21 protein-coding genes and 1 pseudogene are annotated in these 25,847 nt (G+C 70.9%); 8 read left to right on the top strand and 14 right to left on the bottom strand.

Annotation, left to right across the window (positions count from 1 at the left end; translation table 11 throughout):
• Positions 1 to 98 precede the first annotated feature (98 nt).
• Positions 99 to 1,670, bottom strand: coding sequence for a bifunctional phosphoribosylaminoimidazolecarboxamide formyltransferase/IMP cyclohydrolase (gene purH, locus QCZ28_RS25035; protein WP_279518953.1), 1,572 nt, complete (start codon positions 1,668 to 1,670; stop codon positions 99 to 101).
• A complete protein-coding gene (purN, locus tag QCZ28_RS25040) occupies positions 1,667 to 2,287 on the bottom strand; it encodes a phosphoribosylglycinamide formyltransferase (protein ID WP_030337827.1) in 621 nt (206 codons plus the stop codon). Before purN ends, purH begins: the two co-directional genes overlap by 4 nt.
• A 289-nt stretch (positions 2,288 to 2,576) precedes the next feature.
• On the opposite strand from purN, the gene QCZ28_RS25045 reads away from it, so the two are divergent.
• Entirely contained in the window at positions 2,577 to 3,101 is a 525-nt protein-coding gene (locus QCZ28_RS25045; protein ID WP_279518954.1) for a DUF4190 domain-containing protein, read from the top strand.
• A 54-nt stretch (positions 3,102 to 3,155) separates the two neighbouring features.
• On the opposite strand, the gene QCZ28_RS25050 is transcribed toward QCZ28_RS25045, so the two are convergent.
• Entirely contained in the window at positions 3,156 to 4,445 is a 1,290-nt protein-coding gene (locus QCZ28_RS25050; protein ID WP_279518955.1) for a DUF6350 family protein, read from the bottom strand.
• Between the two features lie 200 nt (positions 4,446 to 4,645).
• Here QCZ28_RS25050 and QCZ28_RS25055 point away from each other — a divergent pair, with 200 nt between their 5' ends.
• Positions 4,646 to 4,912, top strand: coding sequence for a hypothetical protein (locus QCZ28_RS25055; RefSeq protein WP_030337830.1), 267 nt, complete (start codon positions 4,646 to 4,648; stop codon positions 4,910 to 4,912).
• 73 nt (positions 4,913 to 4,985) lie between these two features.
• Here the strand turns inward: QCZ28_RS25055 and sucD are convergent, their stop codons facing one another.
• The 3 genes from sucD to QCZ28_RS25070 form a co-directional block, all read right to left on the bottom strand.
• Complete coding sequence (gene sucD / locus QCZ28_RS25060) at positions 4,986 to 5,873, bottom strand: succinate--CoA ligase subunit alpha (RefSeq protein ID WP_030337831.1); 888 nt, start codon at positions 5,871 to 5,873, stop codon at positions 4,986 to 4,988.
• A gap of 2 nt (positions 5,874 to 5,875) precedes the next feature.
• Complete coding sequence (sucC, locus tag QCZ28_RS25065) at positions 5,876 to 7,054, bottom strand: ADP-forming succinate--CoA ligase subunit beta (RefSeq protein ID WP_279518956.1); 1,179 nt, start codon at positions 7,052 to 7,054, stop codon at positions 5,876 to 5,878.
• Positions 7,055 to 7,479: 425 nt separating this feature from the next.
• Complete coding sequence (locus tag QCZ28_RS25070) at positions 7,480 to 7,884, bottom strand: cobalamin B12-binding domain-containing protein (RefSeq protein WP_279518957.1); 405 nt, start codon at positions 7,882 to 7,884, stop codon at positions 7,480 to 7,482.
• Between the two features lie 473 nt (positions 7,885 to 8,357).
• Here QCZ28_RS25070 and QCZ28_RS25075 point away from each other — a divergent pair, with 473 nt between their 5' ends.
• Both QCZ28_RS25075 and QCZ28_RS25080 read left to right on the top strand, forming a co-directional pair.
• Positions 8,358 to 9,065, top strand: coding sequence for a M23 family metallopeptidase (locus QCZ28_RS25075; RefSeq protein WP_030337834.1), 708 nt, complete (start codon positions 8,358 to 8,360; stop codon positions 9,063 to 9,065).
• Between the two features lie 273 nt (positions 9,066 to 9,338).
• On the top strand, positions 9,339 to 10,097 hold the full coding sequence (locus tag QCZ28_RS25080) for a M23 family metallopeptidase (protein ID WP_279518958.1): 759 nt from the start codon (positions 9,339 to 9,341) through the stop codon (positions 10,095 to 10,097).
• Between the two features lie 107 nt (positions 10,098 to 10,204).
• Here the strand turns inward: QCZ28_RS25080 and pcrA are convergent, their stop codons facing one another.
• Positions 10,205 to 12,610 carry a DNA helicase PcrA gene (pcrA, locus tag QCZ28_RS25085; RefSeq protein WP_030337836.1) on the bottom strand — a complete coding sequence of 802 codons (2,406 nt, stop codon included), beginning with the start codon at positions 12,608 to 12,610 and terminating at the stop codon, positions 10,205 to 10,207.
• A gap of 326 nt (positions 12,611 to 12,936) precedes the next feature.
• Here pcrA and QCZ28_RS25090 point away from each other — a divergent pair, with 326 nt between their 5' ends.
• On the top strand, positions 12,937 to 13,326 hold the full coding sequence (locus QCZ28_RS25090) for a chorismate mutase (RefSeq protein ID WP_347815129.1): 390 nt from the start codon (positions 12,937 to 12,939) through the stop codon (positions 13,324 to 13,326).
• 129 nt (positions 13,327 to 13,455) lie between these two features.
• On the opposite strand, the gene QCZ28_RS25095 is transcribed toward QCZ28_RS25090, so the two are convergent.
• The 7 genes from QCZ28_RS25095 to QCZ28_RS25125 form a co-directional block, all read right to left on the bottom strand.
• Positions 13,456 to 14,469 carry a dipeptide ABC transporter ATP-binding protein gene (locus tag QCZ28_RS25095; RefSeq protein WP_279518959.1) on the bottom strand — a complete coding sequence of 338 codons (1,014 nt, stop codon included), beginning with the start codon at positions 14,467 to 14,469 and terminating at the stop codon, positions 13,456 to 13,458.
• Positions 14,462 to 15,490, bottom strand: a complete 1,029-nt coding sequence (locus QCZ28_RS25100; RefSeq protein ID WP_279519012.1) for an ABC transporter ATP-binding protein — start codon at positions 15,488 to 15,490, stop codon at positions 14,462 to 14,464. Before QCZ28_RS25100 ends, QCZ28_RS25095 begins: the two co-directional genes overlap by 8 nt.
• Positions 15,491 to 15,516: 26 nt before the next feature.
• Positions 15,517 to 16,485, bottom strand: a complete 969-nt coding sequence (locus QCZ28_RS25105; RefSeq protein ID WP_279518960.1) for an ABC transporter permease — start codon at positions 16,483 to 16,485, stop codon at positions 15,517 to 15,519.
• Positions 16,478 to 17,404, bottom strand: a complete 927-nt coding sequence (locus QCZ28_RS25110) for an ABC transporter permease (RefSeq protein WP_030337841.1) — start codon at positions 17,402 to 17,404, stop codon at positions 16,478 to 16,480. The genes QCZ28_RS25105 and QCZ28_RS25110 overlap by 8 nt, the downstream gene beginning before the upstream one ends.
• Before the next feature lie 148 nt (positions 17,405 to 17,552).
• A complete protein-coding gene (locus QCZ28_RS25115; RefSeq protein WP_279518961.1) occupies positions 17,553 to 19,190 on the bottom strand; it encodes an ABC transporter substrate-binding protein in 1,638 nt (545 codons plus the stop codon).
• A 578-nt stretch (positions 19,191 to 19,768) separates the two neighbouring features.
• The gene (locus QCZ28_RS25120; RefSeq protein ID WP_030337843.1) at positions 19,769 to 20,455 is read right to left on the bottom strand and encodes a response regulator transcription factor; all 687 of its coding nucleotides are present in this window, start codon (positions 20,453 to 20,455) and stop codon (positions 19,769 to 19,771) included.
• A 2-nt stretch (positions 20,456 to 20,457) separates the two neighbouring features.
• Positions 20,458 to 21,726, bottom strand: a complete 1,269-nt coding sequence (locus QCZ28_RS25125; RefSeq protein WP_030337844.1) for an ATP-binding protein — start codon at positions 21,724 to 21,726, stop codon at positions 20,458 to 20,460.
• A 156-nt stretch (positions 21,727 to 21,882) separates the two neighbouring features.
• Here QCZ28_RS25125 and QCZ28_RS25130 point away from each other — a divergent pair, with 156 nt between their 5' ends.
• From QCZ28_RS25130 to QCZ28_RS25140, 3 genes and pseudogenes are all read left to right on the top strand, one after another.
• Positions 21,883 to 23,682 carry a PspC domain-containing protein gene (locus QCZ28_RS25130; protein ID WP_279518962.1) on the top strand — a complete coding sequence of 600 codons (1,800 nt, stop codon included), beginning with the start codon at positions 21,883 to 21,885 and terminating at the stop codon, positions 23,680 to 23,682.
• Positions 23,679 to 23,861 (top strand): annotated as a pseudogene (locus tag QCZ28_RS25135) (hypothetical protein); the annotation flags it as partial. The gene QCZ28_RS25130 and the pseudogene QCZ28_RS25135, both read left to right, overlap by 4 nt.
• A gap of 731 nt (positions 23,862 to 24,592) precedes the next feature.
• Positions 24,593 to 25,846, top strand: coding sequence for a phosphatidylserine decarboxylase (locus QCZ28_RS25140; RefSeq protein ID WP_279518963.1), 1,254 nt, complete (start codon positions 24,593 to 24,595; stop codon positions 25,844 to 25,846).
• Position 25,847 lies beyond the last annotated feature (1 nt).

The following is a 25,847-nucleotide window of genomic DNA, read 5'->3' on the forward strand; positions in this document are numbered from 1 at the left end:
CCGACCCCTTCCGTTGATCATGAAGTTATTGCCCTGACACGCCGACGTGCAGGGCAATAACTTCATGATCGACCGGGTTCAGGGGCCGGGAGGCACTGTTAGTGGAAGAAGTGGCGGGTTCCCGTTAGGTACATCGTTACGTTGGCCTTCTTGGCCGCTTCGATGACCTCTTCGTCGCGGATCGAGCCGCCCGGCTGGACGATGGCGCGGACGCCGGCGTCGATGAGGATCTGCGGCCCGTCGGCGAACGGGAAGAACGCGTCCGAGGCGGCGACCGAGCCCCGGGCCCGGTCGGCACCGGCACGGGTGACCGCCAGCTGCGCCGAGTCGACCCGGTTGACCTGACCCATGCCGACCCCGACGGTGGCGCCGTCCTTGGCGAGCAGGATCGCGTTGCTCTTCACCGCGCGGACCGCCCGCCAGGCGAACGCAAGGTCCCGCAGCAACTCCTCGTCGGCGGCCTCACCGGTCACCAACCGCCAGTTGGCCGGGTCGTCACCGGGGGCGTCCACCCGGTCGGCGACCTGGGCCAGCACGCCACCGGTCACCTGCCGCACCTCCACCCGGGCCGGCGTCCAGGCCGGCGCCCGCAGCAGCCGGATGTTCTTCTTGCCCTGCAGCACCTCGACCGCGCCCTCGTCGAAACCGGGGGCGACCACCACCTCGGTGAAGATCTCGGCGACCTGCTGGGCCAGCTCGACCGAGACCGGCCGGTTGACAGCGATGACGCCACCGAACGCCGACACCGGGTCGCAGGCATGCGCCCGGCGGTGTGCCTCGGCGACGTCAGCGCCAATGGCGATGCCGCACGGGTTGGCGTGCTTGATGATCGCCACCGCCGGCTGGTCGGCGAAGTCGTTCGCGGCCCGCCAGGCGGCGTCCGCGTCGACGTAGTTGTTGTACGACATCTCCTTGCCGTGCAGCTGCTCCGCCTGGGCCAGCCCCGCCGGGGCGTCCGGGTCGACGTAGAGCGCTGCCGGCTGGTGCGGGTTCTCGCCGTAGCGCAGCACCGCCGACTTACGCAGCGCCGAACCGGTGAACGCCGGCCACGAGTCGTCGGCCGGCGCCAACTCGCGGGCGCACCACTGCGCGACGGCAACGTCGTACTCGGCGATGTCGGCGAACGCCCGCGCCGCCAGCGCACGACGCTGCGCCAGTGTGAAGCCACCCTCGCCGAGCGCGTCGACCAGCGCCGGGTAACCGGCCGGGTCGGTGAGCACGGCGACCGAGGCGTGGTTCTTGGCGGCGGCCCGCACCATCGCGGGGCCACCGATGTCGATCTGCTCCACGCACTCCTCGACGCCGGCGCCGGAGGCGACTGTCGCCTGGAACGGGTAGAGGTTGGAGACCAGCAGGTCGAACGCCGCCACGCCCAACTCGTCGAGCTGCGTGACGTGGGTGTCCTTGCGCAGATCCGCGAGGAGACCCGCGTGCACCTTCGGGTGCAGGGTCTTCACCCGGCCGTCGAGCACCTCGGGAAACCCGGTCACCGTCTCCACCGGCGTCACCGGCACCCCGGCGGCGGCGATGGTGCCCGCCGTGCTGCCGGTGGAGACGATCTCCACGCCGGCCGCGTGCAGGGCCCGGGCCAGCTCGGCCAGCCCGGTCTTGTCGTAGACGCTGACCAGCGCCCGCCTGATCGGGCGGCGCCCGTCCTGAGTGGGACTCACGGAACCGTGACCTTCCTTCCGGTGATGGTCCAGCCTTCGCGGACCAGGCGACCGACCTGCTCGACGAGCTGGCGCCGCTCGGCTTCCTTGATGCGCTCGGTGAGCGTGTCCACGTCGTCGTCGTCCAGCACCGGCACCGCGACCTGCGCGACGATCGGCCCGGTGTCCATGCCGGCGTCGACGAAGAAGAGGGTGGCCCCGGTGAGCTTCACGCCGTAGGCGAGGGCGTCACGCGGGCCGTGGATGCCGGGAAACGCCGGCAGCAGCGTGTTGTGGGTGTTCAGATAGCGGTCGCCGAAAGCGGCGAGAAAATGCGGACCGACCAACTTCAGGAAACCGGCCGAGATGACCAGGTCGGGTTGGTGCTTCGCGACGTGCGCGGTGAGCGCACGGTCCCAGGCCTCCCGGGTGTCGTGGTCGCGGACCCGCTCCACGAACGTCGGCACCCCCGCCGCCTCGGCCCGGTCCAGGCCCGCGATGCCGTCGCGGTCCGCGCCGACCGCGACGACCTGCGCGCCGTACGCGGGGTCGGCGGCGGCATCCAGCAGCGACTGAAGGTTGCTCCCGGAGCCGGAGATGAGGACGACGATGCGGGCGACAGACGCGGGCTCGGTCACCGGGTCACCCTATCGGCAGGTCAGGCACGCCCATCGGCTGGGCGGCACGCCGTCATCACCAGCGACCACGTGCCTCGACCCGGTACGCTGCCGCTCGCTCGGGCTGAACGCCGCACCGGCCCACACACCGCCCCTGATCCGGCACAACGAAGCGGCCGACAAGGGCTGTTCACGTGCTTTGGGAGAGATGTCCTCCCGCCGCATCACTGGGCATTGGGAGGACTGACCGCGATCATGGATGGAAACAAAGAGCACCAACTGACGGAACCCAGTTCAAGGAGCTTCTCGAATGCAGCCCGGTAACCCCGGTCAGGACCCGTACGGCCAGCAGCCCAACCAGGACCCGACCGCCCCCCAGCCGCCGGCCGCCCCGTACGGCCAGCAGCCCACCTCCGGCCAGCCGTACGGCCAGCAGCCCAACCAGGACCCGTACGCCGCACCGCAGGCACCGTACGGTCAGCAGCCGCCGTACCAGGACCCGTACGCCCAGCAGCAGCCCCCGTACGGCGCCCCGACGTACCCGAACGCCGGGTACCCGCAGGCGCAGGGGCAGAACAACACCCTCGGCCTGGTGTCGATGATCCTCGGTATCGCGTCGATCCCGCTGGTCTGCTGCCTGTACCTGGGCATCCCGGTCGGCATCGCGGGCATCGTGACCGGTTATCTCGCCAAGCAGAAGGTGGCGCAGGGCCAGGCCAACAACGCCGGCCAGGCCAAGGCCGGTCTGATCTGCGGCGCGGTCGGCGTCGGGCTGGGCATCCTGCTGCTCATCCTGAGCGTCGTGGCGCAGGTCAACCTGCCCACCCAGCCCTGACGGGCTCGGGTTCGACGGGGCGTTCCGGGTTCGCCCGGGGCGCCCCGCGCTCGTCTACTGTGCCGGCCGGCGGGTCAGCACGCGGGTGGCGGCGGCGCCGAGGAGCGCGCCGGCCGCGATGACACCGGCCGCGACCGCCCCGACCTGCCAACCCACCGGCCCGACCTGGGCCAGCCGACCGGCGCCGAGCGGCCCACCGGAGACCGCGGCGGCCGCACCGAGCACCACCCCGGCCACCGGCCCGGCCAACGCCGCCGGCGCCAGCAACTGGGCCCAGCGTGGGGCGGCCCGCTCCGGCCCGGCGAGTCGCGCCACCCGACGGGCGAGCAGCCAGCCGGCGACCATCCCGGCCAGCACCGGCACCGCGAGCAGCAGCGCTCCGAAGCCGTCCACCGGGCCGCGCGGCAGGCCAGCGAGCAGCGGCACGGCCGGCAGCGCGCCGACCGACACCTCGCTGGTGCGCACCGCGGTGTCGGTCCCGACCGCGAAGCCGGGCCCGAGCAGGTAACTGGTCGACCAGACCGCCGCGTTGGGCGCGTAGGCGACGCTGACCAGTGTGATGCCGGCCTGCCCGGCCACCCCGGTCCGGTACGCCCCGATCATGTCGGCCGCGTCGCCGCCGCCGGTGGCCACCGCCAGGCCGGCCGCGCCAGCGCCCGCGCCGAGCAGCAGCAGCCCGGCCACCAGACCGGTGCGCACACCGTCGCGCACCGGGCCGGGCAGCCATGCGACGAGCAGCCGGGTCACGGCGGTGATCCGGACTGCGCCGACCAGCGCGGCGAGTGTGCCGACCACCGCGAACGTGGCGCCCGCCCGGATCAGCGACACCTCCGGCCCGCCGGTGCCGACCAGCATCGCCGCGAGCGCGCCGAGCAGCGCGTACGCGATGCCGACCGCAGCCGCGGCGAGCAGTGCCCGACGGGGCGAGCGGGAGTCGCGAGCGCCGATCGCCCGACTGACGTGCACGCCGGCACGGGTCAGCCGCCAGAGCGCGAGCACTGTCAGCGCGAGCGGGGCGAGCCCGAGCGGGCCGGACTCGCTGCGCAGGGGCACGCCGTGCCCGAGCAGCCAGCCGGCCAGCGCGGTGCGCAGGGTGCCGGTCAGCGTGGTGGAGTCCGTGCCGAGCTGCACCAGGCCGAGCACGATGGCGACCGGCAGGTAGGAGGTGAGCGCGGCCCAACAGGCGGCCACCCCGGCGGCGACGGGCAACGGCGCGCGCCCGCGCGGCGACCCACCCGCGCGGGGCGCGGGCACCCGCCGGGCCGATGCGGCACGGTCGACCGGCCGGTCGTCGGCGCTCACACCGCCGGGACGGCTGGGACGGTCAGGGGTGACGGGGGACATCAGCTCTACTCTGGCACGTCGCGCGGGCGGTGGCAGTCCGTTAACCCCTCCTAAGGACCGCGAGTTCACCGAACCGGCGTCCTGCTCCTCTGGGCCGGTCTAGCCTCGGCCCAGAGGGGGCGCGAGTCGCCGCCACCCGGGACGGGGCCGCCGGCCGGCGTCCGGGCCGGCACGTCACCCATGACCGCTCGGAGGAAGTTGTGACGACGCCATACCCGCCTCCCCCGCCACCACCGGCGCAGGGACGCGACCGGACCACCCTCTGGGGCGTGCTGGGCATCGTGCTGGGGCTGATCTGCTGCGGCATCCTCGGCATCATCTTCGGCTACCTGTCCATCCGCGACGCCCGACGGTACGGGCAGTCGCCGTTGCTCGGTTACCTCGCCATCGCGTTCGGCGTGATCAACATCATCGGCGGCGCGATCCTGCGGGCAACCGGCAACTACCCGTTCTGGAACAACGACTGACCGGCGGCGAGCACAGGTACGCCGAAGGGGGTCGACCGCGACCGGTCGACCCCCTTCGTGTTGCCTGACCGGCTCAGCTGCCGGACATGATCTCCCGCATCAGCTTCGCCGTCTCGGTCGGCGTCTTGCCGACCTTGACGCCGACCGCCTCCAGCGCCGCCTGCTTCGCCTCGGCGGTGCCGGCCGAGCCGGAGATGATCGCCCCGGCGTGACCCATGGTCTTGCCGGGAGGCGCGGTGAAGCCGGCGATGTAGCCGACCACCGGCTTGGTGACGTTGGCCTTGATGAACTCGGCGGCCCGCTCCTCGGCGTCGCCACCGATCTCACCGATCATGACGATGGCGTCGGTCTCCGGGTCGGCCTCGAACGCCGCGAGGGCGTCGATGTGGGTGGTCCCGATGATCGGGTCACCGCCGATGCCGACGCAGGTGGAGAAGCCGATGTCACGCAGCTCGTACATCATCTGGTAGGTCAGGGTGCCGCTCTTGCTGACCAGACCGATCCGGCCGGAACCGGTGATGTCGGCCGGGATGATGCCGGCGTTGGACGCGCCCGGCGAGGCGATGCCCGGACAGTTCGGCCCGATGATCCGGGTCCGCTCGCCCTGCGCCACGTTGTACGCCCAGAACGACGCGGTGTCGTGCACCGGGACGCCCTCGGTGATCACCACTGCCAGCGGGATCGCGGCGTCGATCGCCTCGACCACGGCGGCCTTGGTGAACTGCGGCGGCACGAAGATGACGGTGACGTCGGCCCCGGTCTCGGCCATCGCGTCCGCCACGGACGCGAAGACCGGCAGCTCGGTGCCGTCGAAGTCGACGGTCTGGCCCGCCTTGCGCGGGTTGACGCCGCCCACCACGTTGGTGCCGGCGGCCAGCATCCGCCGGGTGTGCTTGGAACCCTCGGAACCGGTCATCCCCTGGACGATGACCTTCGAGTCCTTGGTCAGCCAGATAGCCATGATCAGACCCCCGCAGCTGCCAGCTCGGCGGCCCGCTCGGCCGCACCGTCCATGGTGTCCACCCGCTGCACGAGCGGGTTGTTCGCGCTGTCCAGGATCGCCCGGCCAGCCTCGGCGTTGTTGCCGTCGAGCCGGACGACGAGCGGCTTGGTGACCCGCTCGCCGCGCTGCTCCAGCAGGGCCAGCGCCTGGATGATGCCGTTGGCGACCTCGTCGCAGGCGGTGATGCCGCCGAAGACGTTGACGAAGACGCTCTTCACGGCCGGGTCGGAGAGCACGATCTCCAGCCCGTTCGCCATCACCGCGGCGCTCGCGCCACCGCCGATGTCGAGGAAGTTGGCCGGCTTGACGTTGCCGTGCCGCTCACCGGCGTACGCGACCACGTCGAGGGTCGACATGACCAGACCCGCACCGTTGCCGATGATGCCGACCTCGCCGTCGAGCTTGACGTAGTTGAGGTCCTTGGCCTTGGCGGCCTGCTCCAGCGGGTCCACAGCGGCCTGGTCGACCAGGGCCTCGTGGTCCGGGTGCCGGAACGCCGCGTTCTCGTCCAGGCTGATCTTGGCGTCGAGCAGCAGCATCCGACCGTCGCCGTTCTTGGCGAGCGGGTTGACCTCGACCAGGGTGGCGTCCTCGGCGACGAACGCCTGCCACAGACCGACGGCGATCTCGACCACCTGGTCGGCGACAGCGGTCGGGAAGCCGGCAGCGGTCACGATCTCGCGGGCCTTGGCCTCGTCCACGCCCTTCACGGCGTCGATCGGGGCCTTCGCGACCTTGTCGGGGGTGTCGGCGGCGACCTGCTCGATGTCCATGCCGCCGGCGACGCTGGCGATGCAGAGGAAGGTGCGGTTCGCCCGGTCGAGCAGGTACGAGAAGTAGTACTCCTCGGCCACGTCCGCGGTCACGGTGATCATGACCTTGTGGACGGTGTGACCCTTGATGTCCATGCCGAGGATGTCGGTGGCCCGAGCCACCGCCTCATCCGGGCCCTCGGCCAGCTTGACGCCGCCGGCCTTACCTCGGCCGCCGACCTTTACCTGCGCCTTGACGACCACACGGCCGCCGAGGCGTTCGGCGATCGCGCGGGCCTCTTCCGGGGTAGTGGCGACGCCGCCGGCCAGCACGGGCAAGCCGTGCCGCTCGAACAGGTCCCGCCCCTGGTACTCGTACAGGTCCACGATTGCGCGTCCCGTCCCGTCTCCGCGGCGCGCCGTCGCGCCGCCACCAGCGTTCAGAAAACAGTTTGACGCCTGTCATCAGTTGAAACAGGCCATTGGCCGCAGCCTAGCGAGGTCGGCACCGCCGGCAACCGAGCGGGTGCACGGTGTGCGGTAATGCACAACCGGACATCAGGTGTGGCCGGTTTCCGGTCATCACCCGGGTGACATCCACCGTCCGAGCGATGTTGTCCGGCTTGCGTAACCCTGCCGTGGGGGCGTCGTTGAGTCAGATGTCGGAGCGCTGAACAGCGCAATGACGGGAGACGGCCGATGCCCTGTCGGTCGAGGGGTGGCGGCGGGGCATCGTGCATAGAGGGGCCGGACGTGTGAGGGGTGCGTCCGGCCCCTCCCCCGTGCCCAGATCCGATCGCCCGGCGTGTTTCTCAGGAAACCGGCTGGGCCACGTTCTGCCGGACCCAGTCGACAATCCCCTGAGTGGTGGCGCCCGGCGTGAAGATCTTCGCCACGCCCAGCTTCTCCAACTCGGGAATGTCGCCGTTCGGAATGATGCCGCCGCCGAACACGACGATGTCGCGGGCGTCCCGCTCAGCGAGCAGTTCCAGCACCCGCCGGAAGAGCGTCATGTGCGCGCCGGAGAGCACGGACAGGCCGACCGCGTCGGCGTCCTCCTGGATGGCGGTTTCCACGATCTGCTCGGGGGTCTGGTGCAGGCCGGTGTAGACGACCTCCATCCCGGCGTCCCGCAGGGCGCGCGCGACGACCTTCGCGCCTCGGTCGTGGCCGTCCAGGCCAGGCTTCGCGACGACGACCCGGATACGAGAGCTCATCAGCGCACACCTTTCACCGGCTTGACCGCCTTCACCTTAACGAACGGTAACCCGGCGGGCCCGGCCCGGGAAATCCGGGCTCCGTCACCGGCCGTTACCCGGCGCAGCCGCCCGGCAACCCGGGGTCCTCAGGCCGCGAACCCTCCCGCCACCTCCTGGGCAGTGCCGTCGACGGCATCCCGGCGCGGTGCGGAGTCAAGCCGGACGAGTCCGCCGGAACGGTCACGCTCGGCGACGAACGGGCAGCGACGGGGGCACCGTTCGGCGTCGCGATGCATGACAATCATGGACGCAAACGGACAGATCGACACGCCAATTTCTCGCTCTAGCTTGTGACTCGCCTGGCGAATGGCTAACGTGTCCACGGTTGTCATCAGGTCCATGGACGGGTGACGACGCGGTCAGCGGACGTTCACTGGAACTTCAGAGGACGCCCACCGGCCGCTTCGGAACCCCGACAACGGAGGGTGTGCGTGCGCCAGCGCCTGTCGTCTGAGCCCGATCGATATCGCGGTCGCCGCCGCGTACCCACCCCACCCCGCAGCCGTTACGCCGCTGTCGTCACCACCGCGTTCGTCGGTGCCGGCATCGTGGCCCTCGGCGCGAGCGCCCTGCCGGACGCCAAGGACGTCAGCCCGTCGGTCCTCGACGAGCTCAAGCAGGCGTCGGTCACCAGCCAGGACGCCGCCGCCCGTTCGGAGAACGCCGACCGCGCCTCCCGGGACAGCCGCAAGGAGGACAGCGCCGAGCCCGAGGTCTGGCTGCTGCCGCTGCAGGGCTACGACTTCAACTCCCCGTACGGGATGCGCTGGGGCAAGCTGCACACCGGCGTCGACCTGGTCGCCGCCGAGGGCACCCCCTATGTGGCGATCCACGACGGCCTGGTCACCAAGGCCGGCTGGTTCGGCGGGTACGGCAACGCGGTGATCGTCCAGCACGCCGACGGCAGCGAGGCCATCTACGGCCACTCCTCCGCGGTCAGCGTGAAGGAAGGCCAGCAGGTCAAGGCGGGCGACCAGCTCGGCCTGGTGGGTCAGACCGGCCACGCGTACGGCACCCACCTGCACCTGGAGATCCATGTCAAGGGGCAGCCGAAGGACCCGGTGCCGTTCCTCCAGGAGCGCGGAGTGGACATCAAGCTGCAAGTCGAGGCAATTTACAGCGAGGTAGCCGCCTCCTGACGCTTCGTCACGACCGTTGGCCGCCCGGATCTGTCGATCCGGGCGGTTTTTCGTGCGGCGGCCCTGGCTGATGTATCCCGGGTCACAGCGGCGATTGTGACCGACGACACGGGCAAACATGATCACTTTTCCGGAAGTAGTGCACCAGAGCGGGTCATATCCGGGCAGCCGGCCGTCCGTTGGTGCTCCGGCCGTTCGGTCCCCGCGCCTGCCGCAACTCGGCCCGACACCAGTATTTCGAGGTCAAGTGCCCCTCGACTGTGAAGGTCCGCCGTGCAGGAAGACAGCCCCGTCCAGAACGAGAACACCCCCGACACCGCGCAGCCGCGGCGCACCGGCCGACGGAACCGCCTCATCGTGCTCGGAGCCGCCGCCCTGGTAGCCCTCGGCCTCGGTGGAGTCGCCGTCGCCACCAGCGGCACCGACCACCCGGCGCCCGCCGCCGTCTCCCTCGACACCCAGTCCCGGGCCGAGGCCGCGAGCCGGGCCGACCGCTCGGTACGCGAGTCGAGCGCGCCGGCCACCCCCTCGATCAGCCCGACGCCGAGCCCGTCCGCGGTCAGCGCCAGCCCGACCCCCAGCAGGACGGCCGCCGCGAAGGCCAAGCCGAAGCCGAAGACCACCAAGCCCGCGCCCGCCTGGGTCGACCCGATGCCGGGCGCAGCCGTCACCTCCTGCTACGGGCAGCGCTGGGGCACCCTGCATGCCGGTATCGACCTGGCGCTGCCCTCGGGTACGCCGATCCGCGCCGCCGCCGCGGGCACCGTGACCCAGGCCGGCGACGCCTCCGACGGGTACGGCAACTCGGTCTTCGTCGACCACGGCAACGGCTACCTGACCCACTACGCCCACCAGAGCCGCATCGCGGTCACGGTCGGCCAGAAGGTCAAGGCGGGGCAGGTCATCGGCTACGAGGGCGCCACCGGCGACGCCACCGGCCCGCACCTGCACTTCGAGGTGCACCAGGGCATGTGGAACCAGATCGACCCAGCCCCGTTCATGCGAGCCCACGGCGTAAACCTGGGCTGCTAACCCCACCCCCACCCCGCTGCGCCGATCTTGCACTTTCTGTGGCGACATAACGGGCACAAGCCCTCATGTCGACAACCGCAAGTGCAAGATCGGCGCGGAGTAGGGGGTCAGAGCTTGTCGACCGGGGCGTGCCGGAGCACCAGCCACATGGTCTGGTCGCCGAAGTCGATCTGCGCGCGGGCGCCCGGGCCGTGGCCCTCGACGGCGAGCACCCGGCCCAGCCCGTAGCGCTGGTGGTTGACCCGGTCGCCCGCTGACACCTTCGGCCCCTGCGGCAGCTCGCTGGCCGTGGTCAGCCGGCTGGCGTCCACGCCGAGCCGTTGGGCCAGCTGCGCCGCCTTCGGCGTGCCACCGGTGAAGGTGCCACGGCCGCCGGGCGCACGGTCCGCACGACCGCCGACGCCACCGCCCCCGCCGGCCCACGAGGTGTACGACCCCTCGGTGCGCTCCCAGTGCACCAACTCGGTCGGCAGCTCCTCCAGGAAGCGCGACGGCGGATTGTAGGACGGCTGCCCCCACGCCGAGCGGGTCACCGCCCGGGAGAGGTAGAGCCGCTGCCGGGCGCGGGTGATGCCGACGTACGCCAGCCGGCGCTCCTCCTCCAGCTCGCGGGTGTCGCCCAGCGAGCGCAGGTGCGGGAAGACGCCGTCCTCCAGCCCGGTCAGGAAGACCACCGGGAATTCCAGCCCCTTGGCGGTGTGCAACGTCATCAGGGTGACCACGCCCTGGTGGTCGGGGTCGTCAGACGGGATCTGGTCGGCGTCGGCGACGAGCGCCACCTGCTCCAGGAAGCCGGCCAGGGTGGCCCGCTCCCCGTCGGCGCCCAGCGCCTCGATCCGCTCGGTGTACTCCCGGGCGACACTGACCAGTTCCTGGAGGTTGTCCACCCGCCCGGCGTCCTGCGGGTCCAGGCTCTCCTCCAGCTCGGTGAGGTAGCCCGAGCGGGTCAGCAGCGCCTCCAGCACCTCCTCCGGGGTGCCGGTCTCGGCCAGCTCACGGGCGCCGTCGAGCAGCGCCACGAAGTCGGCGATGCCGTTCGCCGCCCGGCTGGAGATGCCCGGCGCCTCCCGGGCCCGGCGCAGCGCCGCGCCGAAGGAGATCCGGTCACGGCTGGAGAGCGCCTCGACACACGCCTCGGCCCGGTCGCCGATCCCCCGGCGCGGGGTGTTGAGCACCCGCCGCAGGCTCACCGTGTCGTCGTCGTTGACCACCGAACGCAGGTACGCCAGGGCGTCGCGGACCTCCTTGCGCTCGTAGAAGCGCACCCCGCCGACCACCTTGTAGGGCAGGCCGACGCGGATGAACACCTCCTCGAAGACGCGGGACTGGGCGTTGGTGCGGTAGAAGACCGCCACATCGCCGGGGCGCGTCTCGTCGGCGTCGACCAGCCGGTCGATCTCCCGGGCCACCCAGTCGGCCTCGGCGTGCTCGGTGTCGGCCACGTAGCCGACGATCTGCTCGCCGGCGCCGGCCTCGCTCCACAGCCGCTTGGGTTTGCGGGAGGTGTTGCGGTCGATCACCGCGTTCGCCGCGTTGAGAATCGTCTGGGTGGAGCGGTAGTTCTGCTCCAGCAGGATCGTCCGGGCGTCGGTGAAGTCCCGTTCGAACTCCAGGATGTTGCGGATCGTCGCACCCCGGAACGCGTAGATCGACTGGTCGGCGTCGCCGACCACGCACAGCTCGGCGGGCGCCAACCCGTCGGTGCCGGAGACCAGCTCCTTGATCAGGACGTACTGGGCATGGTTGGTGTCCTGGTATTCGTCCACCAGCACGTGCCGGAACCGCCGCCGGTAGCTCTCCGCGACGTGCGGGTGGGACTGGAGCAGGTGCACCGTGGTCATGATCAGATCGTCGAAGTCCAGGGCGTGCGCCTCACGCAACCGGCGCTGGTAGAGCGTGTACGCCTCGGCCAGCGCCCGCTCGTTGGGGCCGGTGGCCCGCGCCGCGAACTGCTCCGGGTCGACCAGCTCGTTCTTGAGGTTGGAGACCTGGGCGGCGAGCCCTCGCGCCGGGTAGCGCTTCGGGTCGAGGTCCAGTTCGCGGGTCACCAACTGCATCAGCCGGCGGGAGTCGTCCGCGTCGTAGATGGAGAACGTCGACTTGAGGCCGGCGTGCTCGTGCTCGGCGCGCAGGATCCGCACGCAGGCCGAGTGGAACGTCGACACCCACATCAGGCGGGCCCGGGGGCCCACCAGCGCGGCGACGCGCTCCTTCATCTCGCCGGCGGCCTTGTTGGTGAAGGTGATCGCGATGATCTCACCGGGATGCACGTCCCGAGCGGCGAGCAGGTAGGCGATCCGGTGCGTGAGCACCCTGGTCTTGCCGGACCCGGCGCCGGCCACGATCAGCAGCGGCGAGCCGGCATGGCTGACGGCGTCGCGCTGCGGCCCGTTCAGCCCGTCGAGGAGCTGCTGCGGATCGAGACGCGCGGCGGCCGCCCCGGGTCGGTGCGGGCGGGCCGGCGCGGACTCCGGCGCAGGCGGGGACGCGGGGATGTCGAAGAGAGGATGCATCGCCCGACAAGTCTATGCCGCCGGCCGGACACTGTGCCTTCGGCGCTCAGCGGCTCGTGCCCGCCGGCGCGCACCACCACCGGGTGCGCCCACCGTCGGGAAAGCTGCCCTTCTCGACCCGGATTGCTTGCGCACCGGGCAACGGCGTGGGCATACTCGACGGCGTGATCGCTGCGCGTTACTACTTTTACTATGGCACCGGGAGTCCGGCTGTCGTAGGTCGCGCCTGATCGATTCAGACCTGCTAAAGCCCCGGGCTCCTGGAGTCCGGGGCTTTTTCCGTCCCAGGTTCCGGGCACCGGGCACCACACTGCGAGAGGTACCCGATGATGACAGACGTGATGGAGCAGAGCGGCGGCCCGACCCGACCGGGGCAGCCCGCAGCGCAGGGGGCTGGGCCGGTGGCGGCCACAGCGGCGACGGGTGGAAACACCGAGCCGGCCGAGCAGCAGACCGGCACCGAGGAGCCGTCCGCCTCCGCGCGGATCGTGCAGATCAGGGAACGGATCGACGAGATCGACAACGCGTTGGTCACGCTCTGGCAGGAGCGGGCCGCGTTGTCCCAGGAGGTCGGGGCGACCCGGATGGCGTCCGGTGGGACCCGGCTGGTGCTCTCCCGGGAGCGGGAGATCCTGGAGCGGTTCCGGGTCGCGCTCGGCGCCGACGGCACCCAGTTGGCCCTGCTGCTGCTCCGCGCGGGCCGCGGCCCGCTGTGAGCCACACCGGCCGGCGGTCGGGTCACCCGACGCACTGACCATGGCTGCGTGCAGCACTCGTCCACGGGTCACTGACAGACGAAACCGCCTGCCGTCGTCGTGGTGACGGCGGCAGGCGGTTTCGGTGACTCACACCTCGTGGGTGGCGACGATCTCGCGCTTCTCCGCGAAGTGGCAGGCGCTCGGGTGGTCCGAGCCCGACCGGATCTCCAGCAGCGGGACCTGCTCGGCACAGACGTCCTGCGCCTTCCAGCAGCGGGTCCGGAACCGGCAGCCCGAGGGCGGGCTGATCGGCGACGGCACGTCACCCGTGAGCCGGATGATCGTCTTGTGGTGCCGCTGCGTCGGGTCCGGCACCGGCACCGCGGAGAGCAGAGCCTGGGTGTACGGGTGGGTCGGCCGCTCGTAGATCTCGTCCTCGGTGCCGATCTCCACGATCTTGCCGAGGTACATCACCGCGACCCGGTCCGAGAGGTGGCGGACCACCGACAGGTCGTGCGCGATGAAGACGTACGACAGCCCGAACTCGCCCTGAAGCTGCTCCAGCAGGTTCATGACCTGGGCCTGGATGGAGACGTCCAGCGCCGACACCGGCTCGTCGCAGACGATGATCTCGGGCCGCAGCGCGAGCGCACGGGCGATGCCGATGCGCTGACGCTGACCGCCGGAGAACTGGTGCGGGTACCGGTTGATGTGCTCCGGGTTGAGCCCGACCAGGTCGAGCAGCTCCCTGACCTTGGCCCGGCGGCTGCCCTTCGGCGCCACCTCCGGGTGGATCTCGAACGGCTCACCGAGCAGATCACCGACGGTCATCCGCGGGTTCAGCGACGTGTACGGGTCCTGCATGACCAGCTGGATCTGCCGGCGCAGGCGCCGCAGCGCGCCACCGGAGAGCTTGGAGATGTCCTGACCCTTGTAGACGACGCTGCCTTCGGTCGGCTTCTCCAGGTTCATCAGCACCCGGGCGAGCGTCGACTTGCCGCAGCCGGACTCGCCGACCACGCCGAGCGTCTCGCCGGCGCGCAGATCGAAGGAGACCCCGTCGACCGCCTTGACCTGACCGACGGTCTTCTTGAACACCACACCCTGCGTCACGGGGTAGTGCTTGACCAGGTCACGGACCTCGAGGATGTTCTCAGACACGGTTCACCAGCTCCTCGGCGAAGTGGCAGGCGCTGGCCCGGGCATTGCCCACCTGCAGCAGCGGCGGGAGCTTCTCCCGACACACCGGCTGAGCCATGGGGCAGCGCGGGTTGAACGGGCAGCCCGGCGGGATGTTCATCAGGTTCGGCGGGAGGCCCTTGATCGTCCGGAGCTGCTGCCCCTTCTCGTCCATCCGCGGGATCGAGTCGATCAGACCCATCGTGTACGGGTGCGCCGGCTTGGCGTACAGGTCGTACACGTCCGCTTCCTCGACGATCCGGCCCGCGTACATGACCGCGATCCGGTCCGCGACGTCGGCGACCACGCCGAGGTCGTGGGTGATCAGGATCATTCCCATCTGCCGCTCACGCTGGAGCTCGGCCAGCAGGTCCATGATCTGGGCCTGCACGGTCACGTCGAGAGCGGTGGTCGGCTCGTCCGCGATCAGCACCTCCGGGTCGAGCGCCAGCGACATCGCGATCATCGCGCGCTGCCGCATACCGCCGGAGAACTGGTGCGGGTAGTTGTTGAACCGACCCTTGGCGTTCGGGATCTTGACCTGGTCGAGCATGTCGATCGCGCGCTTCTTGGCCTCCGCGCGGCCCATGCCCCGCCGGACCCGGAACTGCTCGGCGATCTGGAACCCGACGGTGAAGACGGGGTTCAGCGCGGAGAGCGCGTCCTGGAAGATCATCGCGATGCCCTCGCCGCGGATGCGGCGGCGCTCCTCGGCGGCCATGCGCAGCATGTCCTTGCCGTGGAAGCGGACCTGCCCACCGGTCACGAAGCCCGGCGGCGTGTCGAGGATGCCCATGATGGTCTGCGCCGTGACGCTCTTACCGGAGCCGGACTCGCCGAGCACGGCGAGGGTCTCCCCCGCGTCGACGTGGTACGTGACCCCGTTGATGACCTTTGCGACGCCGTCCCGGGTACGGAACTCCACCCGCAGGTCGTCGACCTCGAGCAGCCGACCGGAGGGACGCCCGGACCCGCCGGATCCCGGCGCTGACTGCTCGGACACGAGAATGTCGGACAACTGGATCTCCCCTAGCGGAGTTTCGGATCGAGGGCCTCGCGGACCGACTCACCGAGCATCACGAAGCTCAGCACTGCGGTGACGAGGAACGCGGCGGGGAAGAACACCAGCCCCGGCGCGACCCGGACGAACTGCTGCCCATCACTGATCATGATGCCCCAGGACACCACCGGCGACTTCAGACCGACGCCCAGGAACGACAGCGTGGCCTCGGCGCCGATGAACGAGCCGACCATGATCGTGCCGTAGACCAGCAGCGGGGCCAGGCAGTTCGGCAGCAGGTGCTTGAGGATGATCCGGCCGGTGCCGGCACCCAGTGCGCGGGCCGCCACGATGTAGTCGGCCTCCTTGGTGGCGAGCACCGAGGAGCGCATCAGCCGCATCACGACCGGCCAGCTCAGCACGATCAGCGACGCGATCACCAGACCCATGATCTGGGCCTTGCTGTTACCGGAGCCCGACCCGTTGAACGTGGTCAGGATGACGATCGCGCCGAGCACGAACGGCAGACCGAAGAAGACGTCGGCGATCCGGCTGAGCAGCGCGTCCACCCAACCACCGCGGTAGCCGGAGATGATGCCCATCGTTCCGCCGATGAGCAGGGTGCCCAGCACGGAGAGCACGGCGACCACGACGGAAGCCCGTGCGCCGTAGATGACCCGGGCGTAGACGTCACGGCCCTGCACGTCGTAACCGAACCAGCCGTTGGCGGACGGCTTGTCGAGGCTGCGGGACAGCGAACCGTTGATCGCGTCGCCCGGGGCGAAGAGCGCCGGGAAGGCCGCCATCAGCAGGAAGATCAGGATCAGCGTGGCCGAGATCCAGAACAGCGGCTTGCGCCGCAGGTCACGCCAGGCGTCGGCGAGCAGGCCGCGCGGCTTCTCGTTGCTCTGCGGCTGGCCCGCGGTGGCGGGGGCGGCGGAGTCGGTCGGGTGTGCGCCAGGGGTGCTGACGATCGATGCGGTACTCGGGTCACTCATATCGGATCCTCGGGTCCAGGGCGGCGTAGAGCAGGTCAACCAGCAGGTTCATCACGAGATAGACCAGCACCAGGACGACCACGATTCCTACCACCGTGGCGCTTTCCTTGGTGATGATCGCCCGGAAGACCTGGCGGCCGATTCCGTTGATGCCGAAGATTCCCTCGGTGACGATCGCGCCACCCATCAGGGCACCGAGGTCGGTGCCGAGCAGGGTCACCACTGGGATGAGCGAGTTGCGCAGCAGGTGCACACCCACCACCCGGCGCATCGGCAGGCCCTTGGCGATGGCGGTACGCACGTAGTCCGCGCGACGGTTCTCGGCGATGCTCGTTCGTGCCACCCGGGCGATGTACGCCACTGACGCGCTACCGAGCACGAAGCCCGGCACGATCAGCTCGGACCACCGCATCTCCGAGGAGACGGTCGGCTTGATGATGCCCCACTGCACGCCCAGCAGCCACTGCAGCACAAAGCCGACCACGAAGACCGGCAGCGCGATCAGGAAGAGGGTGGAGACCAGGACCAGGTTGTCCAGGAAGCCGTTACGCCGCAGGCCGCTCAGCACGCCGGCACCGAGGCCGATGATCGCCTCGATGGCCAGCGCCACGAGCGCCAGCTTCAGCGTGTTCGGGTACGAGGTCATGATGATGTCGCTGATCTCGCGCTGCGAGAAGGTCTGACCGAAGTCGCCCTGGAGCAGGTTCTTCATGTAGCTGCCGTACTGCACGAAGACGTTCTGGTCGAGGTGGTACTTCTCGGTCATGAAGGCGATGTACTGGTCCGGGCAGCGACGCTCACCGCACTTGCCGGCGAACGGGTCACCGGGGACGGCCCAGACGAGCCAGTAGATCAGGAACGTCGTACCGATGAAGACCGGCACGAGTTGGAGCAGCCGTCTCAACAGATAACGGCCCATGGGGTGGTCCTCCAGACAGGGGGCGCGTCGGACGGCCGACACGGTGGTGACAACGTGCGAGTGGAGCGTTGTGACACCCACTCGCGGAACGGCCCCGGGTCGGGCTCACCGGATGTGGCGAGCCCGACCCGGGGTCAGACCGTTCGGATCAGAGCTCGACCGAGGTGATGTCGATCTCGCCGACGTTGTTCAGCTCGAGCTTCTTGATCTTCTCCGAGTGGCCGGACTGCTGGCCGTAGAAGTAGACCGGGATGCTCGGGACGTCCTGGTCGACCTTCTCGACGGCCTTGGCGAACGCCTCGTGCGAGGCCTCCAGGCTCGGCGCGCCGCTGGCCTGCTTGGCCAGCGCGTCGACCTCGGGGTTGCTGTACAGACCGTCGTTGGAGGAACCGCCGGTGATGAAGAGCGGGTTGACCCAGTTCTCCACGTCCGGGTAGTCCTGCTGCCAGGCGGCACGGTACGGGCCGGTCATCTTGTGGGCGTTGATGTTCTGGCGGAAGACCGCGAAGGTCGGCACGCCCTCAGCCCGCGCGTTGATGTTGAGGTTGGTCTTGATCTGCTGCGCGACGGCGTCCATCCAGTCCTTGTGGGCGGAGTCCGCGTTGTAGTAGAAGACCATCTCACCGGTGAAGCCACCGGCCTCGGCGAGCAGCGTCTTGGCCGTCTCCGGGTCGAACTTGCAGGCGGTGCAGTTGCCCGGCTTGGCGCCCGGGGTCAGCGGGTTCGCCCAGCTGTCGGCCGGCTTGCGGGTGCCGAAGAAGATCTTGTCCGAGATCTCCTGCCGGTTGACGGCGAGGGACACGGCACGACGCAGCTTCGGGTTCTGGAAGCGCTTGTCGTAGATCGGGAACGCGATGAACGCGGTCGACGGCGTGACGGTGTTGCGGCCCCGGTCACCGAGGTCGGTCTTCCACTTGTCACCGGCGAGCGCCGAGGTGGGAACGACCTCCATGAAGTCGAGGTTGTTCGCCAGCAGGTCGGCGTAGGCGGCGTTGTCGTCCTGGTACAGCTTGACGTCGACGTCCTTGATCTTCATCTTGTCGCGAAGATTGTAGTCGTCGAAGCGCGTCAGCTTGATGAGGGCGTTGTCATCCCACGACACGAACTTCACCGGGCCGTTGCCGATCGGCTTGCGGCCGAACTCCTCGGGCTTCTGGGTGAAGAATGCGTCCGGCAGCGGCATGAACGCGCTGTAGCCGAGCTTGGTCGGGAAGACCGCGGTCGGCGCCGCCAGGGTGACCTCGAAGGTCTGCTCGTCGATGACCTTCAGGCCGGACAGCTTGTCGGTCGACGGCGTCGGGGCCTTCTTCGGGCCGTCCGGGCCGTCCGGGTCCGAGGTGTAGGTCTGGTCGAAGCCCGCGATGTCGGCGAAGAAGGTGCCGTTCTGCGCGCCGTTCGGCGAGTAGGCGGCCCAGTTCCAGGCGTCGACGAAGTTCTTCGCCTTGACCTCGGTACCGTCGTGGAACTTGGTACCGGCCTTGATCTTGATCGTGAAGACCTTGGAGTCCGTGGTGTTGATGGACTCCGCCAGCGCGTTACGCGGGGCCCCACCGTCGTTCGGGTACTCGACCAGGCCGGTCCACAGCCAGTCGACAATCTTCCCGCCGCCGGTCTCCGTGGTGTTCGACGGGACCAGCGGGTTCTCCGGCTGGACGCCGTGCACAACGATCGAGCCGTCCGCGCTGGCGGCAGTATCGCCGTCGCCGCCGCTCGAGCAACCGCTCGCGACAAGCGCGGCAGCCGCGCTGAGCGCGATGGCGCTCGTCGCCCGCTTCGAGACTCTCATTCCGAGGGGCCTCCTCTTTCTAACCAGGTTCCGTCGTGGGTTTCACGCACGTTTGGGGGTGACACCGCCCGACCACCCCGGGGCGCGGGTCGCCGGGACCACAGGGAAGTTGGGGACACCCCTGATGTTCCGATCCGCCGGGCTCCCTCACCAACGAGGCGCGACACGACGCAACCGACACAGCCACGGGCCGCCGTGATCGGCAGAATCGTGGTCGTGGGGCGTACGGAGTGCCACACACCGATGGTGAGGTGCTGCCACTGTGACACCCACTGGCCGCTTCCGTGAAGGTGCCGTTATCAAGCCGTTAGTTGCCCGCCACGTTGCCGATACTTGAAAAATGATCATAAAACGGTCGCCGCAGGCAGCGTTGAGCAGGAAATACGTTGCACCGCCCGAACACCAGGCCTCAGCCCGTGCGCGCCCCCGCGGTCACCCCGGCCCGGTGGGACGTCCGTCACCACTCATGTTTCGAGCCATCCGGATGAGGGTGCCCGGGGCTACCCGGCCACGATCACCGGCTGGGTGGACGAGGGCGCGCCGGACGTTTCTCTGATCCTCGCCGCTGGCGAGGCACGTCAGACGAGCCGACGATCCGCCGCCCAGCGGGAGAGCTCGTAACGGTTGGACATCTGGAGCTTGCGCAGCACGTTGGACACGTGTGTCTCCACCGTCTTGATGGAGATGAACAGCTCCTTGGCGATCTCCTTGTACGCGTACCCCCGGGCCAGCAGCCGCAGCACCTCCCGCTCACGGTTGGTGAGCTGGTCCAGCTCCGGGTCGGCCACCGGGGCGTCCGGCCGGGCCGCGAAGGCGTCCAGCACGAACCCGGCCAGCCGTGGGCTGAACACCGCGTCGCCGTCGGCCACGCGACGGATCGCGGCGGCCAACTCGTCCGGGGAGATGGTCTTGGTGACGTACCCCCGGGCACCGGCACGGATCAGCCCGATCACGTCCTCCGCCGCGTCGGAGACGCTCAACGCCAGGAACTTGACCTGCGGATGGGTACGCCGCATCGCCTCCAGCACCGCGCGACCGCCACCGTCGGGCATGTGCACGTCGAGCAGGACCACGTCCGGGCCGACGGCGGCGATCCGGGTGACCGCCTCGGCCACCGTGCTCGCCTCGCCCACCACCTCCACGTGGGCGCCCAACTCCGCGCGCACACCGGCCCGGAACATGGCGTGATCGTCCACCAGGAACACCCGCAGCCGCTCGGGGCGGGCATCCGCCGGGTCGAGGTGCTCGGTCGACTGCTCGGCCATGGTCATCTGTTCCTCTCCGCTGCGGACGAGTCCCGGGAGATCGGCAGGATCAACCGGACCTCGGTCCCCTCCCCCGGGCCGGACCGGATTTCGGCCCGTCCGCCGTGCCGCTTCATCCGCCCGATGATCGAGCCGCGTACGCCGTGCCGGTGGTCCTCCACGGTATCCGGATCGAAGCCCTTCCCCCGGTCCCGGACGAAGACGCTGACCTGATCCGGCTCCACCTCGGCGTAGAGCGACACGGTCTGCACGCCGGCGTGCCGGGCCGCGTTCACCAGCGCCTCGCGGGCGGCCGCCACCAGTGCCCCGACCTTCTCGTCGGTCTCCCGATCGCCGACCACCACCGTCTCCACGCTGATCGCGAAGGTGTCCTCGACCTCGGCCGCGGCCTGCTCCAGGGCGGCAGCGAAGCGCTCGCTCGGCGAGGCGGTCGGCTTGTAGAGCCAGTTGCGCAGCGAACGCTCCTGCCCCCGGGCCAGCCGCTGCACGGTCTTGACGTCACCGGCGTTGCGCTGGATCAGGGCCAACGTGTGCAGCACCTGGTCGTGCACCATGGCGGCCAACTCGGCCCGCTCCTGCTCGCGGATGCGCCCCTCGCGCTCCGAGCGGAGCTGGCTGTACGTCCGCCAGAGCACCGGGGCGGCGACCACGCCGACGCCCGCCAGCCCGACCAGCGCGAAGATCACGCCGTTGATCACCGCGTCGAAGTTCTGTGCCGGCGAGTAGACCGCCGCGACGCCGATGATGCCGACCGCGACCAGCACTCCACCGCCGATGAACCGGAGCACGAAGGCCCGCCGGTCGCTCTCCTCGACGACCGCGCCGAGCCACGGCACCGGCATCGCGTCGCCCCACTGCCGCCGCCGCTCGGGCGCGGACTGGTGCCAGATGACCCCGGCACCGACCGCGATGATCGCCACCAACCAGCCGGCGGTGCCCGCCGCGCCCACCGAGTCGAAGACCATCACCTGGATCAGCAGGACACCGAGCCCGATCCCCACGAACGGCAGGAGTTGGGCGACATCCCGCCGGGGCGGCACCGCTGTGTCACCGGGACGCAGCGGCACCACCGCCCAGAAGGCCGCGTAGAGCAGCAGACCGAGCCCGCTCAGCCCGAGCAGGACCATGAACGCGACGCGCACCCGCAGCACCGAGATGCCGAGGTGGTCGGCGATCCCGGCAGCGACGCCGGCGGCCATCCGGTGCTCGGGGGCGCGGTAGAGCCGCGGGGGTGGGGTCACGGTGCTGCTGATCGGAGGCTCCCTGGTCACGGTGGCGGACAGGTCGAGGTCGGTGACTCGATCGTCACACGCTGCGGCGTCGGTGACCACGGGGACGCCCCCGACATTCCGGCCGCCCGGATCTCAGGGTGGGGTCAGGGTCGGGTCCTGAGGTCGTTCGGGTGCGCCGGGCAGCAGGATCGAAGCATGACCGAGGACGCTGCCCCGCCGCCCCGACCGGGGTCGGCACAGCCGGGCGGTTCAGCACCGCCCCCGCCCGCCACCACGCCCACCGAATGGACCGAACCCAGCACGTTCGGCCCGCAGTCCGGCTTCGGTGCGCCCGCCGACACCGCACCCGGCGATCCGGCCGACGGCTACGGCCCGCCCACGGCGGGCCACGGCCCGGGGTTCGCGGCGGGCACCGGCTACGGTCCGGGCGGCACGCCACCCGGTGGTCCCGGGCCGTCCGCACCGCCACCGCCGCTGGGCGGCACCAGCTTCACCTCACGGTACGGGCTGGTCCGACCGCGCGACGGGCGGTATCTGGCCGGGGTCTGCGCGGCCATCGGGCGCGCCACCAACACCGATCCGGTGCTGTGGCGGGTGCTGCTCGCGGTGCTCGGCTTCTTCGGGGGCATCGGCATTCTGGTGTACGTCGCCGCCTGGCTGATCATCCCGAACGAGGGCGACACCGCGTCCCCCGTCGAGTCCATGCTCGGCCGCGGTCGCTCCAGCATGTCGCCGGTGACCGTGATCGTCCTGGGCATCCTGGTCGCGGCCAGCTTCGCGTACATCGTCACCGACGCCTTCCGCGCGGTGCTGCTCGGCGCGGCCATCCTGGTCGCCGGCGCGCTCCTGCTCAACCGGGACGGCCGCAACCCACGGCCCGGCACCCCGGGCGGTCCACCGCCCGCCGCCCCGGCCGGCAACCCGGCCGGCCCGGTCGTCCCACCGATGGCCTGGCCCGCACCGTCGTACGGTGCGGCGCCGTCGACCGGCCCGGCGGTGACGCCGCCGATGTTCGGCACCGGTCCGGGGTACGCCACCGCGACCACGGGGGCGACGCCCACCGCCACCCTCCCGGGGTACGACACGCCGCCGACCAGCGGCCCGCAGCCGGCCACCGCGACGCAGCAGGTGTCCGGGGTGGGTCCGGTGTCCGGGCAGCCGGCCGGCGCGACCGCCGCCCAACCCAGCTGGCCGAGCACCGCCATGCCCAGCGCCGGTTGGCCGTCGCCACCGGTGAGCAGCGCACCCGCTGGCCCGGCCGGCTACCCGACCGCTCCACCGCCCTCCGGTTACCGCCCGCCGTTCGCGCCGCACGGCCCGTACGCCTCGCCGACCCCGGCCGCACCCCCACCACCCAAGCCGCCGAAGCCGCCGAAGCGCCCGAAGGAGCGGTCACCACTCGGCGCGGTGACCTTCTCGTTGATCTTCCTGGTGCTCGGTCTGGTCGCCCTGCTCGACCTGCTGGACGTCTTCGCCATCAGCGCCTCGGCGTACTTCGCCGCCGCGTTGGCCACCATCGCGCTGGGTCTGCTGGTCGGCACCTGGTTCGGACGGGCCCGCTGGCTCATCGCGCTCGGCCTGGTGACCGCTGCGGCGCTGGGCACGGCTACCGTCGCCGAGTCCTACGACCGGATTCGAGGGGTCGACGGCGCGGTGACCTGGGCGCCCACCGACTACCGCGACCTGGCGGACCGGTACGAGAACAGCTTCGGTGACGCCGTGCTCGACCTGCGCGGGATCGACTTCGCGAAACGGGAGAGCCAGGTGACGGTGGCCGTCAACTTCGGCCAGGCGACAGTTGTCGTGCCGCCGAACGTGGACGTCACGACGGTGGCCGACGTCAACGCGGGTGACGCCACCGTCTTCGGCAACCGCTCCGGCGGCCTGGACGGCCGTCTGCGGGAATCCACCGACCTCGGCGCGGACGGGCCCGGTGGCGGGACCCTGCGCCTCTACATCCACGTCAACGCGGGCAACCTGGAGGTGACCCGGTGAAGGCTCACCGCACGGATCTGGTGTCGTTCGCCTTCGGGCTCGTGTTCCTGGCGCTGTCCGCCTGGTGGCTGCTCGCCCAACTGCTCGGGCTGGCGCTGCCGCCGGTCGGCTGGTTCCTGGCCGGCGCACTCATCCTGATCGGGGTCTTCGGGCTGGTCGGCGCGCTGCGCTCGGGTCGACCGAGCCAGCCGGAGCCGACCGCCGAAGCCGCCGGGGCCGTCGCGCCCGTTTCCGGCACGTCCGTCTCCGGTGCGCCCAGCTCCGGTGCGCCCGCGCCGGTCTCCGGTGCCGCCACGTCGACCTCCGGCGCGGCCCTGCCGGTCTGGGAGGCCGAACGCTCCACCTGGGACACCCCCTCCCCGGACCCGACGTTCTCGACGGACTCGACGCGCGTCTCGGACCCGACGTTCGCCTCGGACCGGTCGCTGGAGACGCCGACCGCCGAGGTACGGGCGGAGGATGCGCCGATCACCGATGTGATCCACCCGGCCTGGCTGGCACATCCGCCGTCGGAGCCGCCGACCGAGCCGGTCCCCGGGCGGTCCGGCGGCGCGGACGAAGAGCCGACCCTCGGGGTCTCCGCCCGCCCGGGGACGTCCGACGGGGACGAGCCGACCCGGTCCGACCAGCCGATCGCGGCCGGCGGCGACCACCCGGGCAAGGCCGCCGACGAGGATGCGGCAGTGAGCGGCGGCGACCAGCCCCGCGACGAGCGGGAGGGTCCGCGCCGGGACGCCTGACCCCGGGCGCCTGACCCGCGTCGGTCCACCACAGCCGCACGGCGGTGGGACCGGCGCGGACGGGCGCATATGCTGGCCGGTGGAGATCTCGCCTCCGCCGGCCGGCCCGTCCCGCCCATGGCGGTCCCGCCGCGATTCCCGTCTCTACCCCCGTCAGGAGCCCGCCCGACATGACCCAGTCCCCCGCCGTGCGTACCACCGGCCGGTCCGGTCCGGTCCGCATCGGCGAGCGAGCCGCCCGTACCCTCGTCGCCGAGCTGGCCCGGATCAACGACGCCAAGGCCGCCCTGCTGGTCGGGGTGCACCCGGCCTCCGCGGTGCTGGCCGCGGCGATCGAGGCGCTGCTCCCCGGTGACCGGCTCACCGTGGTGCCCACCGAGCCGTTCGGCGCCGCGGCGCTGCGCGAGCACGTCACCGCCCAGGGCCGCTGGGTCGCCGACCGGGTGAACGTCGTCGACTCGCTGGCCGAAGCCGAGCCCGCCGCGGTCGTCATCGCCGGTGAGGTGTTCACCGGCACCGCGGAGGCGACCCGCAGCGGCGTCGACGGGCTGGCCAAGTACCTGACCGACGGGGCGGTGCTGAGCGTGGCGACAGTCGCCGCGCCCGGCCGGACCGAGGGCGCCGCCGCCGAGCTGGCCCGGCAGGACGCCCTCTACGGCGTCGGCGCCGACCTGGTGCTGCGCAACTCGCCACCGGTACGGGTCTACCGACTGCGGTTCACCCCGGCCAGCCCGGCCACCGCCGACAGCCTGGCCCCCGCGTACCGGCCGTCGAGTGTGCCGGTGACCCGGAGCATGCACATCGACTCCAACGGTGTGGCGGCGGCGGGCATCGCGCTGGGCCTCGCCGCGCTCACCCGGGTGGCGCGTCCGTCATCCAAGCTGTGGCTGCTGCCGGCCCTGGCCGCCGGGCCGGTCGCCGCGTTCTTCCGGGATCCCGAGCGGGACGTGCCGGAGGACCCGAGCGCCGTGGTCGCCAGCGCGGACGGAAAGGTCCTGTCGGTGCAGCGGCTGCACGACGAGCGCTTCGGCGACGGCGAGTGGCTGCGGGTCGCGGTGTTCCTGTCGGTGCTGGACGTGCACGTCAACCGCGCACCGGTCGCCGGCAAGGTGGTGGACTACTTCGTCGCCGACGGCGGCTTCGTCAACGCGATGAAGCCGGACGCCGAGCACAACGTCGCCGCGTACACCGTGCTGGACACCGCGCGCGGCACCGTGGTGGTCGCGCAGCGGACCGGGCTGATCGCCCGGCGGATCGTGCAGCGCGCGCCGATCGGCGCACTGCTGGCCAAGGGCGAGCGCTTCGGGCTGATCCGGTTCGGCTCCCGGACCGACGTCTACCTGCCCGCCGAGGCCGCGGACCCGCTGGTCGGGCCGGGCGACAAGGTGGTCGGTGGTTCCACGGTCATCGCCCGCTGGCGCTGAC

The sequence above is a fragment of the Micromonospora sp. DH14 genome, from assembly GCF_029809455.1.
Taxonomy (GTDB): Bacteria; Actinomycetota; Actinomycetes; order Mycobacteriales; family Micromonosporaceae; genus Micromonospora; species Micromonospora parva.